We start from the raw sequence: 13,767 nt of genomic DNA on the forward strand, positions 1-13,767 counted from the left end.
CGATCGCGCGACGATGTAGGCCCTTCTAGTCAGGCCACTGTCGCCTCCTACAAAGGCTTGGCAAGCCATTGATCGACATGACTGTCGCGCAATTCTTGAATCGAACTGAGGTTCTCTCTGTTTAAGAACTGGGCTATGCCGGCAACGATGCGTCCCGGCAGCGCGGGGCCGGCATAGATCATGCCGGTATAGAGCTGGACGAGATCGGCGCCGGCGCGGATTTTTTCGAGCGCGGCCTCCGCGGAATCGACACCGCCGACACCGATAATGGCCATCTTCGGCCCAAGCAGCTTGCGCATGCGGGCGAGCACCGCCGTGGAGCGTTCGAATAGCGGCTTGCCCGAAAGACCGCCGGCCTCGCCCGTGCCGATTTTGCTCCGCAATCCGCTCCGCGCCAGCGTCGTGTTGGAGACGATAATGCCGTCGATCCCCTTTTCGGCGACCTCGGCGGCGATGTCTTCGAGTTCTACCTCGACGAGATCCGGCGCGATCTTGAGGAAGACAGGCGGTTGCGCTGCCGCTGCCGCACGCGCGGCCATCACCCGCGACAGCAGCTCGCCGAGCTGCTCGCGCGCCTGCATGTTGCGCAGGCCCGGCGTGTTGGGAGACGAAATGTTGACCGTCAGGTAACTCGCGTAAGGCGCGAAGCGGGCGACGCCGCGCTCATAGTCGGCGATGCGGTCGGCGCTATCCTTGTTGGCGCCGATGTTGACACCGACGATACCCGGCCGTCCCTTGCGCGCCGCAAGGCGTTTTTCGGCCGCCGCGTGGCCTTCATTGTTGAAGCCCAGCCTGTTGATCACCGCTTCGTCCGCGATCAGCCGGAAGATGCGCGGCTTCGGATTGCCCGATTGCGGCAGCGGCGTGATCGTGCCGACCTCGGCGAAGCCGAAGCCAAGCCCAAGCAGCGCGTCCGGCACCTCGGCGTTCTTGTCGTAGCCGGCCGCCATGCCTAGTGGGTTCGGGAATTCGAGGCCGCAAAGGCTGACCTTCAGCCGCGCATCACGCGTCGGCAGCCGCGCATCACGTAGCGCCGTCGCGCCAACCGGCAGCCCGCAGCGCAGCGCCGCGATCGACAGGCCATGCGCAGTTTCCGGATCGAAGGAGAAAAGCAGTTTCTGGCCGATCCGGTCAAGCACGCTCATTCGCCCTCCAGCGCCGGGAATTCGTGGCCGCCGGCGCCGAGCGGCAGCGGTTTTGCCCAAACAACGGCATCGAGGCTGAGCGCAGCGTAGAGATGCGGGAACAGGGCGCCGCCGCGCGAGACCTCGTATTTCAGCGCGTCGCCCAGCCGGTTCCCGTCGATTGCGATCAGCAGCAGGTCTCTCTGGCCGGCGAAATGCCTGGCCGCCGTCTCGCGCACCTGGGCCGCGGTCGAGAAATGGATGAAGCCGTCGGCGATGTCGATCGGCGCGCCGGTGAAGCGGCCGTTCTTCTCTGCCTCGCGCCACAACGCCTCCGGCGCGATCTTGTAGATAATCTGAGACATTGTCGCGCTATAGTCTGAACTGAAGGTGCGGGGAAGGCTCAAGCTCGACTCTTCCCCATTTCCGGCGCAAACCTGTGATAGGCCGCCTTCACTGGCTCATGGAGGACAATATGCGTCTTCAGCACATCCTGATCCCCGCGGCGCTATGCTCCCTGGTTGCCGCTTCCGCCTATTCGGAGGAGACCGACCGCTACCGGCTGGAGAAGTCGGCCAATGGCTATGTCCGCATGGACACCCGGACCGGCGCCATGTCGGTATGCGAGGAGCGCTCCGGCCAGCTGGTCTGTAAGATGGCGACCGACGAGCGTGCCGCCTACCAGGACGAGATCGACCGGCTGCAAAATTCGGTAAAGGCGCTCGACGAGCGTGTCACCAAGCTCGAGAACTCGCCTTCCGCCCGGCTCGAATCCAACCTGCCGAGCGAAGAGGATTTCAACAGGGCGCTTGGCTACATGGAGCGCTTCTTCCGGACCTTCAAGGACATCGTCAAGGACATGGACAAGGAAGACGGCGACGGCGGCACCAAGCTGAACCAGCAGAAGACCTGAGTGTCGGGGCGACCGAGCCACCCTGGGGAAAACCCCGCGCGCGGCCTTTGCCGCTTGAAAACGCGGCGCGCCGCCGCATAATCATTCTGGTCCCCGCAAGAAGCAGATAATCATGATGGGATCGGGGAGGGATATTTGGCGTCGGGCCACACTTTCGTCATCGCCGATGACCATCCGCTTTTTCGCGGCGCCTTGAAGGAGGCGTTGGCCGGGATCGGCGACGTTGCTGCCATCCACGAAGCCGGCGATTTCGAAAGCGCCAAGGCGCTGGTCCTTGCCAACGAGGACGTCGACATGGTGTTGCTCGACCTGTCGATGCCGGGCGCCAGCGGCCTCTCCGGGCTGATCTCGCTGCGCGGCATCGATCCGGCGGTGCCGCTGGTGGTGGTGTCGGCGCATGACGATCCCGTCACCATCCGCCGCGCCCTCGACCTCGGCGCTTCCGGCTTCATTTCCAAATCGGCCAGCATGGAGGAGATACGCGGCGCCGTGCGGGCGGTGCTTGCCGGCGATATCGCCGCGCCTTCCGGCATCGAACTCGGCGTCGAACGCGACCCGGAGATCTCCGACTTGATCAAGCGCCTGCAGGCGCTGACGCCGCAGCAGACGCGGGTGCTCGGCATGCTGGCCGAAGGCCTGCTCAACAAGCAGATCGCCTACGAGCTTGGCGTCTCCGAGGCGACCATCAAGGCGCATGTCTCGGCCATCCTGCAGAAGCTCGGCGTCGACAGCCGCACCCAGGCGGTCATCCAGCTCTCGAAGATCGGCGGTGACCCGCTGCAACCGGTAGGTTGATCGGTTCGCCTCAATCGGAGCACTGGACCGCTGCCTGCCGCACCGGCCGTGCCCCGAAGACCGCAAAGCCGATGGCCGCCATGATCCAGACGCCGATGCCGCCATAAAGCATCACCCAGCCGAAGCCGTTTGCCAGCGCGTCATGCGCGACCTTGTCCGGCAGCCCCGGCACCGGATTGCCGGCCGCGATCGCTTCGGCGAACCGATAGAGCTTTGCGCCGTCGAGATCGGGCAGCGCGGCCCTCAGATGCGAGAGCACGCCGCTCGCCAGGATGAAACCCATTGCGGCGATGTTCACGGCAAGCGAGATCATGCGTGCGCTCATGTCGATGCCGGACGCCATGCCGGCGCGATCCCGCGAAACCGAGCCTGTCGTCGTGTTGGTCACCGGCGTGTTGGTGATGCCAAGGCCGGCGCCGGCGACCAGACAACCCGGCAGCATGGTCAGCCAACCGGCGTGGGCCGCAGCGCTGCCCCACTTCATCAGCATGAAGCCGACGCCGATGGTCGCAAGCCCCGTCGGGACGATGAGGCCCGGCCGGTAGCGCAGCGAAAGCCGCTCGGCCAAGGGCGGCATGACCAGCGTCGGCAGCGTGTAGGCAAGCAAGGCCAGGCCGGTGGAGAAGCTGTCCAGACCAAGCCCGGCATGAAACCAGATCGGCAGATAGATCATGAACGGCCAATAGCTGAGGTTCATCGCCGCCGAGCCGACGATGGCCCCTGAAAACGGCCGGATGCGGAACACCGAAAAGTCGAACATCGGCCGCTTGCTGACCCTTTCGGCAACGAGGAACGCAACGAAGCTCGCGACCGACAGGCCAAGGATCGCCAGGGCGGCCGGGCTGGCGAAGCCAAGCTCCGGTCCCTGGGTGATGTAGAAGGCGAGGCAGAAGACGGCAGGCGACAAGGTCAGGATGCCGGTCAGGTCCAACCTGCCCGCCTGCGGGTCCTTCGATTCATGGACGCCGGCGAGCGCAAGCGCGAAGGCGACGATCGCGACCGCCACATGGATGAGGAACACCCACTGCCAGCTCGACATGGCGACGATGCCGCCGCCGACGATCGGGCCGAAGCCAAGGCCGATGCCGAAGACCACGCCCCACCAGCCCCAGGCCACGGCGCGCTCTCGGCCTTCCTGGAACTCATGCGACAGCACGGCGAGCTGGCAGATCAGCATCGCGCCGCCGCTCAACCCTTGCAGAAACCGTGCCACGATCAGCGTCGAGACGTTGCCCGCCAGGCCGCAGATCAGCGAGGTGAGCCCGAAGGCGGCGATCGAAACCAGGAAGACGCGCTTGCGCCCATAACGATCGGCGATGGTGCCGACCGCCATCAGCACCGTGGTGACGGCGATCGTGTAAGCGTTCATCACCCATTGCAACTGCCTGAAATCGGCATCGAGCACCTGCTCCAGCGTCGGCAGGATGGTGGGGACGCTGGAGATCTCCAGCCCGAACATCAGGCAGGCAAGACATGCGGCGAACAGAACGACGATGCCTCGGCGGGTGAGGACAGTTGTCATGATCAAGCCTCTCGAAATCTCTCGGGCGGGACTAATCCGATGGCGGTCGCCGCCGCCCTCTCAACTCAAGTTAGAGGAGGCTTGATCATTTTAGAATTGCATGGTTGGCTATTTCAGTGACAACAAAACGAGATAGCTGACATGACGCTGGACGTAGATGCGGTGAAGGCCTTCATTGCCGTCGCTGACCTGCGCAGTTTCACGCGCGCCGCCGAGGCTCTCGGCAGCACGCAGGGTGCGATCAGCGTCAAGCTGAAGCGGCTGGAGGAGAGGATCGGCGAAAAACTAATCGAACGGACGCCGCGGCTGGTGCGCCTCTCGGCCAGAGGCGCCGTGTTTCTGGAGCCAGCGCGCGAGCTGCTTGCCGCGCATGATCGCGCGGTTGCCAGCCTCAGCACTGTTCGCCGCCGCTTCAGGCTCGGCATCGCCACCCATGTCGGCGGCGCCGAAGTGCCGACCTTGCTGGCGCGGCTCGGTGCGCATGACCCGGCACTCACCATCGAAATGCGCCTCGACGATTCGCGCGAACTGCTCAACGCCTTCGATCGCGGCGAGCTTGATGCCGCAATCATCCGCCGTGAGGACGACCGCCGCGACGGCGAGGTGCTGGCGCCGGACCATTATGGCTGGTATGCCGCGCCCGACTTCGTCTACCGCGCCGACGAACCGCTGCGGCTGGCCGCCTCCGCGCCGTCCTGCGGCATCCGCAACATTGCCACCGGCGCGCTCGATGCCGCCGGCATACCGTGGACGGAAGTCTTCCTCGGCTGCGGCTCATTTGCCGTTGCCGAGGCGGTTTCGGCCGGTCTTGCCGCGTCGGTCTTTTCCCGCCGGCTGGCGCCGCCCGGCACCATCGAGGTCAGCCGCAAGTTCGGCCTGCCGCCATTGCCGCCGTCGCAGATCGTGCTGCTTTCCACACTCTCCGATGCCCAATCGCGCGAGGCATTGCGCACGCTTGCCATGGCGTTTCGCGAGCACCGTCCAGCGGCATTGGCCAACACTGCACGGCCCCGGTTCCGCAACTCGCGGCTGGCTGCCGATCATGTCGGCCCTGGCCGTGATGCCGAAGGAGCATCTCAGCGATAGTTTTCGACGGCCGCGCCTGCTTGCGGCATGGCTCCGCCCTCGGACGGACCCGCAGAGCTGCGCGCCTGTCCGATCGCCGCGCCAAGGCCGAGCGAGGCGATCGCCACCAGCGGAATGCCAGCGACCCAGGGCAGGCGCGGCGCCAGAGCGTAGAGCGCTGTGCCGATCGAAGGCCCGAGCGAGTCCTTGAGGTCGACCGCCACCGATGAGGCCGCCATGTAGGAGGCGCGTCGCGCCGACGGCGCCAGCGCATTGACCGCGGTCGGCACCAGCGGCCCGACCAGCATCTGCGCCACCGCGCACAGGCTGACGGCCGCGATCAGCGAGACCACCGCCGGCGAAGCCGCCAGCAGCGCAAAAGCGGCGATGGTCGAGATTCCGGCGCCAACCGTCAGCCAGAGCGCGGATCGGGTCTCGGCAAACCGGCTCACCAGCATCTGCAATCCGACCGTCAAGGCGGCCGCATAGGCAAACAGCGCGCCGACACCGGATGGGCTGAGCGTGCCGGCATCCTGCGCATAGAGCGGGATCACGGCTTCGATCCAGTTACCGGAGATTTCGAAGAGCACGACCCAGCCGAGCAGTTTTGCCAGGCGGCCGTCGCGGAAGGCCGGCAGCAGCGCCGACAGGCCTTCCTCTTCCTCCGTTTCGTCGGTACCGCCCGCGCCGTCCCCGTTGCCGGCTGTCTCGGCAAGTGCGACGAGCATGACGATGCCGCCGAGCAGCAGCATACCGCCGCCGGCCAGGAACACGCTGCCGAGCGAAACCAGTGCCAGCAGCGCGCCGCAGGCCGGTCCGAGGATCTGCCCGGCGCTCGAACTTACCCGCGCCATGCCGAACCAGCGCGGATGCGCTGACGGCTCCGTCACATCGGCGATCGCGGTGAGGATGGTCGGATGGAGCACGGATTCGCACATGCCGGTGAGAAGCAGCACGATCGCGGTGGCGGCGACGCCATGGACGAAGGACAGCGCGATGAAGCCGCAGCCGACGCCGAGCGAGGACAAGATCAGCACCGGCCGCCGGCCGATCCGGTCGGCGATGCCGCCGATCAGCGGCGCGGCGATCAATTCGCCGCCGGCATAGCAGGCAAACAGCAAGCCGATGGCGCCGGTCGGGATGTTCGCCTCGCTGCTCGCCCAGAGCGGAAAGAAGGGCACCAGCGCCCCATCGGCGAAACCGGCGCAGAAAAACAGGAACAGGCCAAGCAGGGTCGGGCGCGGCAGTCCGCGCCAAGACGTTGGGAGAATGGTCATGATGTCACCTACGCGTCGAAGGCCCGAAGGCCGGGATTGCGCGTTGGTTGACGTAAACGCCTACGGCCGCTCGACGAGCAGCATTGGTTGTTGTTGGACCGCGCTCAGTTGAGTCGCATCGAAAGCTCCACGTCGTCGCCGAACGGCATCGACATGTAACCGCCCGCCGGCGAGCGCACCCGCGCCAGATATTCGGGCGAGAAGTCGGCATTGTCGGCGATGACCAGCGCTCCGGGCCTGAGCCGGCTCTCGACCAGGCTCAATACCTCCGGATAGAGCGCCTTGGCGCCGTCGAGCAGCAGGAGGTCTATTCGCTCGGGCAGGTCGGCGCTTAGCGTTTCCAGCGCATCGCCCTCGCGGATCTCCACCAGGTCGATGAGGCCGCCTTCCGTTAGATTGGACTTGGCCCGCACCACCTTGGATGGTTCGAATTCCGTCGTGATCAGTCGGCCGCCGCCATTGTCGCGCAGCGCCGCGGCGAGATAGAGCGTCGAGATCCCGAACGAGGTGCCGAACTCGACGATGATGCGCGCGCCGGTGCTGCGCGCCAGCATGTAGAGCAGCGTGCCGGTCTCCAGCGAGACCGCAAGCCACAGGTCCTTCAGGCTGCCGTAGAACTGACGATATTCGGTTTTGCTGTTGACGAGGCGTGCCCGTTCCTCGCGCGAGTACCGGGCGATCGCCGGGCTGGTGGCAGCATTGGCTTCCTTGAACAGGCGGGCGAGCAGCGGGGCGAGCGGGGTTCCGGTCAGGGTGCTCATGGGGTGTCTCCGGGTGGGTTCTTGCGTTGCGTCAAGAAATACGAATAATCCTTCAGCTTTCCAATTCGCATTTCCGCGCGCGGCCATGATGCAACGCCCAAGCCCTTCAATTTCCACCCGAAAACAGCCGAAGCAGGCGCGCGCCACCGAGCCCGTCGCGGCCATTCTGCAGGCAGCTGCTCAGGTTTTGGCAAGTGAAGGCGCCCAGCGTTTCACCACCACGCGCGTGGCGGAAAAGGCGGGCGTCAGCGTCGGCTCGCTCTACCAGTATTTCCCGAACAAGGCCGCGCTTCTGTTCCGCCTGCAAAGCGACGAATGGCGCCAGACGACCGAGCTCTTGTGCTGCATTCTCGAAAACGTCGAGCTATCGCCGCTCGATCGGATGAGGACGCTGGTCCATGCCTTCATCCACTCGGAGTGCGAGGAGGCGGCGGTGCGTGGCGCGCTCAACGACGCGGCGCCCCTCTATCGCGATGCGCCGGAGGCTGAAGCGACAAGGGCGATGGCTTACCGCTCCGTCGAAGCCTTCATGCGCGAGACCTTGCCTGATGCGCCCGACCCGGTCCGTACCCTGGCCGGCGAATTGATCATCAAGACGCTGACCGCCGTCGGAGCCGATTTTTCGGAAAAGCAGCGAACGGCTGGCGAAATCGAAGCCTATTCCGAGGCGCTCGCCGACATGTTCTGCGCTTATCTGGGAAGTCTTGGACATCCAGGCTGAGAGGTCCGCCAGAGGTTACTCCGCTGCCGGCGCCAGCGGCCTGACGCGCGCCATCATCGAGCGCAGCACCGCCGGCTTCAGTGGCTTGTTGATTACCGGGATGTCGAGCTTGCTCGCCGCGGCGCGCACCTCGCTGGAGCGGTCGGCGGTGACCAAAACGCAGGCCAGGTCCTGGCCGCAGGCGGCGCGCAGGGCGGCGATCGCATCGAGCCCGGTGCTGCCGTCGAGATGATAGTCGGCAAGCACGAGGTCCGGCTTTGGGGCGCCGGACTTCAGTAGATCGCTCGATCCTGAAGCCGTCTCCACACGACAGCCCCAGCCTTCAAGCAGCAGCCGCATGCCGTCGAGGATGCGCGCGTCATTGTCGATGCATAGCACGTTGAGCCCGGCAAGCGTCGAGGCGGAGCGGGCAGGCGCCTTGCTGCTCTCGCGCGGCGGCGCCGCGACCTCCGCAACAGGCAGGATGACGGAAAAGCGCGTGCCCTTCCCGGGGTTGGAGGAGATACGGATTTCGAGCCTCAGCACGCGGGCGATGCGGTCGACGATCGATAGCCCGAGGCCAAGGCCTTCGGCCTCGCGGGCGCCTTCGTCGAGGCGCGTGAACTCGTGGAAGACGGTGTTGAGCTTGTCGCCGGCAATGCCGATGCCGGTGTCGATCACCTGGATTTCGGCCAGCTCGCCGCGCCGCCGGACGCCAACCAGGATGCGCCCCTGGCGCGTATATTTGATGGCATTCGAGACCAGGTTCTGGATCAGCCGGCGCAACAGGTTGCGGTCGCTCATGACACCGAGCGAGGACGGCATGATCTTGAGATCGAGCTTCTTTTCGGCGGCCAGCGGGCGAAAATCATTGCCGATCTGACCGAGCAGCCCGCCGAGGTTGAAGGCGGCATTTTCTGGCTTCATCGCGCCGGCGTCGAGGCGCGAGATGTCGAGCACCGCGCCGAGGATGGTCTCGACCGATTCCAGCGAGGATTCGATGTTGACCGCCGCCTTGCCGGCCGGTCCCTTGCCGGCCTTCTCGATCAGCGACGAGCAGTAGAGCCGGGCGGCGTTTAGCGGCTGCAGGATGTCGTGGCCGGCTGCGGCGAGGAAACGCGTCTTGCCCAGGTTCGCCTCCTCGGCCAGCATCTGCGCCTGCGCCAGCTCTTCGTTGACGCGGGTGAGCTCGATGGTCCGGGTCTTGACCCGCTGCTCCAGCGATTCATTGGCCCGCTTCAGCGCCAGGTCCTGTTCGACGCGGCCGGAAATGTCGGCATAGGTGGCGACGATGCCGCCGTCGGGCATGGGGTTGGAGCGCAGTTCCAGGATACGGCCGCTGGTCTTCAATTCCATTTGCCAAGGACCGGCGAAACTGGTCAGCCGGTTGAGCATGGTCACGCGCTGGTCGGCGGGAATATCGCCGCGTTCGGCGAGATGGCGCAGGATCCGGTCCAGCGAAACGCCGACCTGGCCCATCTCGTCCGGCAAGTCGAACAGGAGCCGGTATTGCCGGTTCCAGCAAATCAAGCGGAAATCGCGGTCGAAGACCGTGATGCCTTGCTCCATCTGGTCGAGAGCGATCTGAAGCAAGTCGCGATTGTGCTGCAGCGCCTCGGTGGCGTCGTCGAGCAGCTTGAAGGCATCCTTGGAATCACGGTCGTTGCGGCGGAAGAGCAGCGACAGGATCAGCCGTGCCGAGGACGAGCCGACCGCGCTGGCCAGCAACTGCTCCGAGAAGCGGATGACATCCATGCTCGCCTGCTCCTTGCCGTGGAGCGATACGTTGGCGTTCTTCTCGAAGGACTGGAAAGAGCGCTCGGTGCGCTCGACGCCGAGATAGCGCGAGATCGTGTCCTTGAGGTCGTTGACGGTGACGGCGGTGCGGAAGCGTCGCAGGCTGGGCATCGGGCCGGCCTCGCGCGGCACGAAGATCGCCGCCTGGATGCGCTCCAGCGGCACCGACGCGCGGGACAGCGACCCCAGCACGAAGAACAGCGTGTTGACGCAGAGGCTCCACAGCACGCCGTGATTCAGCGGCTCGCCGACAGTGCCGAACAGCGCCTGCGGCCTCAACGCCTCGAAGCCGAACAGGCCGTGCAGGAGGATGCCGGCGTTGGGGCCGACGAGCGAGGGCAGGAGCAGCGTGTAGCCCCAGACCGCGATGCCGGCGACCATGCCGAGCGCCGCGCCCCGGCCGTTGGCGCGGCGCCAGATCAGCCCGCCGATCAGCGCCGGCGCGAATTGCGCGATCGCCGCGAACGACATCAGGCCGATCGACGACAGCCGCGCGCTGTCGGTGCTCCCGCGATAGTAGAGGAAGGCGATGAACAGCATGATGAAGATTGAGGCGCGGCGCACATTGAGGATCAGCGTCGACCAGTCCTCGTTCTCCGAAGAACTGGTCTTGAGCACGCGGCGTACGAACAGCGGGATGACGAGATCGTTGGAGATCATGATCGACAGCGCCACGCTCTCGACGATCACCATGGCGGTCGCCGCCGACAGGCCGCCGATGAAGGCGGCCATGGCGAGCAGGTCATGTCCGCTGAGCAAGGGCAGCGACAGAACGTAGAGATCGCTGCTGGTTTTTGTCCCGACAAGCGACAGGCCGGCAAAGGCGATCGGCAGCACGAAGAGGTTGATCGCCACCAGGTAGAGCGGGAACACCCAGGTCGCGGTGCGCAGTTCCGCCTCGCTGCGGTTTTCGACGATGGTGACATAGAATTGGCGCGGCAGCATCAGTATGGCGAAGCCGCTCAGGCCGGTCAGCACCAGCCAGGTGGCCAGCGAGGTGTTGTAGCTCGTCGCTTGGCGCACCTGGGTGTTGGCGGCCAGCTTTGCGAACATGTCGCCAGGGCCGCCGAAGATCAGGAACATCACCATTAGGCCGATGGCGAGAAAGGCGGCGAGCTTGACCACGGTCTCGACCGCCACCGCCAGCACCAGCCCGTCCTGATGTTCCGTGGCGTCGGCATGGCGGGTGCCGAACAGCACCGCGAAGAGCGCCAGCAACATCGCCACCACAAGCGAGATATCGCTGACAAACGGATCGAAAGAGGGCGGCGAGCCGGTATAGTGCTCGACCATCAGGCTGACCGAGCCGGAGATCGCCTTGAGCTGCAGCGCGATGTAAGGCACGGCGCCGACGGTCGCGATCAGCGTTGCGATCGCCGCGACGATGAAGCTCTTGCCGTAGCGGGCGCCGAGAAGGTCGGCGATCGAGGTGATCTTCTCGCTCTTTGCCAGCCGGACCAGGCGATTGAGCAGCGGAAAGCCGAACGTGAAGACCAGCACCGGGCCGGTATAGATGCCGAGGAATTCGAGGCCGCGCTCGGAAGACAGGCCGACCGAGCCGAAGAAGGTCCAGGAGGTGCAGTAGATGGCCAGGCTGAGCGCATAGATGAACGGCCGCGCCCGGCCAAAGCCGATCGTCGATGCGCGGCGGTCGCCGACGCTGGCAATGGCAAAAAGCAGCGTCACATAGGCGATCGCGATGATGACGACGAACCAGCCTTGCACGGCTCGCATTTCCTCCCTGGCCGGTCTCCCATCCGGTTCAGGCTAAACGCAATCACAGCTTGGAGACGGAGTCCATCGCGGCTTTCGGCGCATATGTCGTTGATGACGCTGGGTAAACACAAACCGGTGCCTTCGCTGTTTTTCCAGTTTTGCAACCGGGGGTTTTTGTTATGTTGACTTGGGCCGGCGCCGAGGAGGGGTGAGGCGGCAGCGCGGCCCGTCATGGCAAGGAGGGTCGAATGCTGAAAGAATTCCAGGAATTCATTTCCAAGGGCAATGTGATGGACTTGGCCGTCGGCGTCATCATCGGCGCGGCCTTCGGCAAGATCGTCGACTCGCTGGTCAACGACATCATCATGCCGATCGTCGGCGCGATTTTCGGCGGGCTGGACTTCAACAATTACTTCTTCGGGCTGTCCTCGAACGTCCATTCAGCCACGCTGGCCGATGCCAAGAAAGAGGGCGCCGTCTTCGCCTATGGCAGCTTCATCACCGTCGTGCTGAACTTCCTGATCCTTGCCTTCATCATCTTCCTGATGGTCAAGGCGGTGAACAATCTGCGCAGGCGGCTGGAGAGCGAGAAGCCTGCCGCCGCCGCGGCCCCGCCGCCTGCCGATGTGCAGCTTCTGACCGAAATCCGCGATCTGCTCGCCAAGAGATAACGCAGAACGAGCGCTCTGGACCAAAACCCCGGCCGTTCGCGGCCGGGGTTTTCTGTTTGCGGCTGTCGTAAAAGACGTTAGCAGTCGTGGAAAACCGGACGGATTCTTGCATGACCCTGATCCAGACGTTGCGAACCGAGGCCCGCGCGGCGCCTGAAAGCGGCATCGTCGCTGTCGTCAACCACGGCCGCCTGCGCGAAGGCCTGATCCCGCTCTGGGCCGGTGAGGGTGACCTGCCGACGCCTTCCTTCATCAGCGATGCCGCCGCCAAGGGGCTGGCCGATGGCGAGACGTTCTATACCTGGCAGAAGGGCATCCCCGCGCTCAGGCAGGCGCTCGCGCGTTATTACGCCAGGCATTTCGGCAGGAGCTTCGCCGAGGAAGAGTTCATCGTCACCGGGTCCGGCATGCATGCCATCCAACTGAGCATCGACGCGATCGCCGGCAGCGGCGACGAGGTGATTTACCTCTCGCCGGCCTGGCCGAATTTCGCCGCCGCCGCCGGTGTGGCGGGTGCCGTGCCGGTGCCGGTCACGCTCGACCGGTCCGGCAATGGCTGGTCCTGCGATGTCGACAAGATCGCCTCCGCGATCACGCCGCGGACGAAGCTCTTGTTCATCAACACGCCGTCGAACCCGACCGGCTGGACGGCCGACAGCGAGACACTGAAAGCGATCCTCGATCTTGCCCGCAAAAAGGGCCTCTGGATCATCGCCGACGAGATCTATTCGCTGTTCCACTATGGCCACGGCCGCGCGCCGTCCTTCCTCGATGTGGCCACGGACGAGGACCGCATCCTGTTCGTCAACAGCTTCTCCAAGAATTGGGCGATGACCGGCTGGCGCGTCGGCTGGATCAAGACCCATCCTGCCTTGCAGCAGGTGTTCGAAAACCTGATCCAGTACTCGACCTCGGGGGTCGCGCAGTTCATGCAGCGCGGCGCGGTCGTCGCCCTCGATGAGGGCGACGGCTTCATCGCCGAACAAGTGGAGCGCGCGCGTGCCGCACGCGATCTCGTCTGCGATATCTTGGGTGCCACCGGCAGGGCGCGTTTGACCGTGCCGCAGGGCGCCTTCTACCTGTTTTTCAAGGTCGACGGCATCACCGATTCCCGCACCGCCGCCTTCGACATTGTCGACAACGCCAATGTCGGCCTGGCGCCCGGCACCGCCTTCGGCCCCGGTGGCGAAGCCTTCCTCAGGCTATGCTTCCACCGCCGCCTCGACCAGCTCGAGGAAGCGGCGCATCGCCTGGCGAAATGGATGAAGGCGCTCTAAACCGACGATGAAGCCCGAATTGAAACTCGCTCTGGCGAGTCAGCTGGCGTCGGTTTCGAGAGCCGGAGCGCAACGGACATTTAGGTCCGTGAGCACCGGAAGCGCAGAAAACCGCGTCAGATGGCCGTCGGAGTAGAGTTTCAAACGGG

Annotated in this window: 12 protein-coding genes; 6 read left to right on the forward strand and 6 right to left on the reverse strand. The window is 65.0% G+C overall.

What is annotated here, in order from left to right:
- Positions 1–47: 47 nt before the first annotated feature.
- The gene (locus tag F3H96_RS03440) at positions 48–1,145 is read right to left on the reverse strand and encodes a quinone-dependent dihydroorotate dehydrogenase (protein WP_149790510.1); all 1,098 of its coding nucleotides are present in this window, start codon (positions 1,143–1,145) and stop codon (positions 48–50) included.
- Positions 1,142–1,489: a DUF952 domain-containing protein gene (locus tag F3H96_RS03445; protein WP_149790511.1), complete on the reverse strand. Its 348-nt coding sequence runs from the start codon at positions 1,487–1,489 to the stop codon at positions 1,142–1,144. The genes F3H96_RS03440 and F3H96_RS03445 overlap by 4 nt, the downstream gene beginning before the upstream one ends.
- 110 nt (positions 1,490–1,599) lie before the next feature.
- Here F3H96_RS03445 and F3H96_RS03450 point away from each other — a divergent pair, with 110 nt between their 5' ends.
- Both F3H96_RS03450 and F3H96_RS03455 read left to right on the forward strand, forming a co-directional pair.
- The gene (locus F3H96_RS03450; protein WP_149790512.1) at positions 1,600–2,037 is read left to right on the forward strand and encodes a hypothetical protein; all 438 of its coding nucleotides are present in this window, start codon (positions 1,600–1,602) and stop codon (positions 2,035–2,037) included.
- Positions 2,038–2,172: 135 nt separating this feature from the next.
- Positions 2,173–2,832 (forward strand): response regulator transcription factor, encoded by a 660-nt coding sequence (locus tag F3H96_RS03455; protein ID WP_149790513.1) that lies wholly within the window; start codon positions 2,173–2,175, stop codon positions 2,830–2,832.
- Between the two features lie 10 nt (positions 2,833–2,842).
- On the opposite strand, the gene F3H96_RS03460 is transcribed toward F3H96_RS03455, so the two are convergent.
- Positions 2,843–4,354 carry an MFS transporter gene (locus tag F3H96_RS03460; RefSeq protein ID WP_149790514.1) on the reverse strand — a complete coding sequence of 504 codons (1,512 nt, stop codon included), beginning with the start codon at positions 4,352–4,354 and terminating at the stop codon, positions 2,843–2,845.
- Positions 4,355–4,495: 141 nt separating this feature from the next.
- Between F3H96_RS03460 and F3H96_RS03465 the strand changes: the two genes are divergently transcribed.
- Positions 4,496–5,440: a LysR substrate-binding domain-containing protein gene (locus F3H96_RS03465; protein ID WP_149790515.1), complete on the forward strand. Its 945-nt coding sequence runs from the start codon at positions 4,496–4,498 to the stop codon at positions 5,438–5,440.
- Here the strand turns inward: F3H96_RS03465 and F3H96_RS03470 are convergent.
- Positions 5,431–6,696, reverse strand: coding sequence for an MFS transporter (locus tag F3H96_RS03470; RefSeq protein WP_149790516.1), 1,266 nt, complete (start codon positions 6,694–6,696; stop codon positions 5,431–5,433). The genes F3H96_RS03465 and F3H96_RS03470 overlap by 10 nt on opposite strands.
- Positions 6,697–6,800: 104 nt before the next feature.
- Positions 6,801–7,457, reverse strand: a complete 657-nt coding sequence (locus tag F3H96_RS03475; RefSeq protein ID WP_149790517.1) for an O-methyltransferase — start codon at positions 7,455–7,457, stop codon at positions 6,801–6,803.
- An 85-nt stretch (positions 7,458–7,542) separates the two neighbouring features.
- Here F3H96_RS03475 and F3H96_RS03480 point away from each other — a divergent pair, with 85 nt between their 5' ends.
- Positions 7,543–8,178: a TetR family transcriptional regulator gene (locus F3H96_RS03480; RefSeq protein WP_149790518.1), complete on the forward strand. Its 636-nt coding sequence runs from the start codon at positions 7,543–7,545 to the stop codon at positions 8,176–8,178.
- Between the two features lie 15 nt (positions 8,179–8,193).
- On the opposite strand, the gene F3H96_RS03485 is transcribed toward F3H96_RS03480, so the two are convergent.
- Complete coding sequence (locus F3H96_RS03485) at positions 8,194–11,679, reverse strand: PAS domain-containing hybrid sensor histidine kinase/response regulator (RefSeq protein WP_149790519.1); 3,486 nt, start codon at positions 11,677–11,679, stop codon at positions 8,194–8,196.
- A 239-nt stretch (positions 11,680–11,918) separates the two neighbouring features.
- Between F3H96_RS03485 and mscL the strand changes: the two genes are divergently transcribed.
- On the forward strand, positions 11,919–12,341 hold the full coding sequence (mscL, locus tag F3H96_RS03490; RefSeq protein WP_149790520.1) for a large conductance mechanosensitive channel protein MscL: 423 nt from the start codon (positions 11,919–11,921) through the stop codon (positions 12,339–12,341).
- A gap of 110 nt (positions 12,342–12,451) precedes the next feature.
- Positions 12,452–13,618: a pyridoxal phosphate-dependent aminotransferase gene (locus tag F3H96_RS03495; protein WP_149790521.1), complete on the forward strand. Its 1,167-nt coding sequence runs from the start codon at positions 12,452–12,454 to the stop codon at positions 13,616–13,618.
- The last annotated feature ends 149 nt before the right edge of the window (positions 13,619–13,767 follow it).

The sequence above is a fragment of the Mesorhizobium sp. NFR06 genome (assembly GCF_900115245.1).
Classification (GTDB): Bacteria; Pseudomonadota; Alphaproteobacteria; order Rhizobiales; family Rhizobiaceae; genus Mesorhizobium.

Coding starts and splice junctions, on each gene's coding strand:
- F3H96_RS03440 (WP_149790510.1), bottom strand. CDS start 1,145: ATGAGCGTGCTTGACCGGATCGGCCAGAAACTGCTTTTCTCCTTCGAT.
- F3H96_RS03445 (WP_149790511.1), bottom strand. CDS start 1,489: ATGTCTCAGATTATCTACAAGATCGCGCCGGAGGCGTTGTGGCGCGAG.
- F3H96_RS03450 (WP_149790512.1), top strand. CDS start 1,600: ATGCGTCTTCAGCACATCCTGATCCCCGCGGCGCTATGCTCCCTGGTT.
- F3H96_RS03460 (WP_149790514.1), bottom strand. CDS start 4,354: ATGACAACTGTCCTCACCCGCCGAGGCATCGTCGTTCTGTTCGCCGCA.
- F3H96_RS03465 (WP_149790515.1), top strand. CDS start 4,496: ATGACGCTGGACGTAGATGCGGTGAAGGCCTTCATTGCCGTCGCTGAC.
- F3H96_RS03470 (WP_149790516.1), bottom strand. CDS start 6,696: ATGACCATTCTCCCAACGTCTTGGCGCGGACTGCCGCGCCCGACCCTG.
- F3H96_RS03475 (WP_149790517.1), bottom strand. CDS start 7,457: ATGAGCACCCTGACCGGAACCCCGCTCGCCCCGCTGCTCGCCCGCCTG.
- F3H96_RS03480 (WP_149790518.1), top strand. CDS start 7,543: ATGATGCAACGCCCAAGCCCTTCAATTTCCACCCGAAAACAGCCGAAG.
- mscL (WP_149790520.1), top strand. CDS start 11,919: ATGCTGAAAGAATTCCAGGAATTCATTTCCAAGGGCAATGTGATGGAC.
- F3H96_RS03495 (WP_149790521.1), top strand. CDS start 12,452: ATGACCCTGATCCAGACGTTGCGAACCGAGGCCCGCGCGGCGCCTGAA.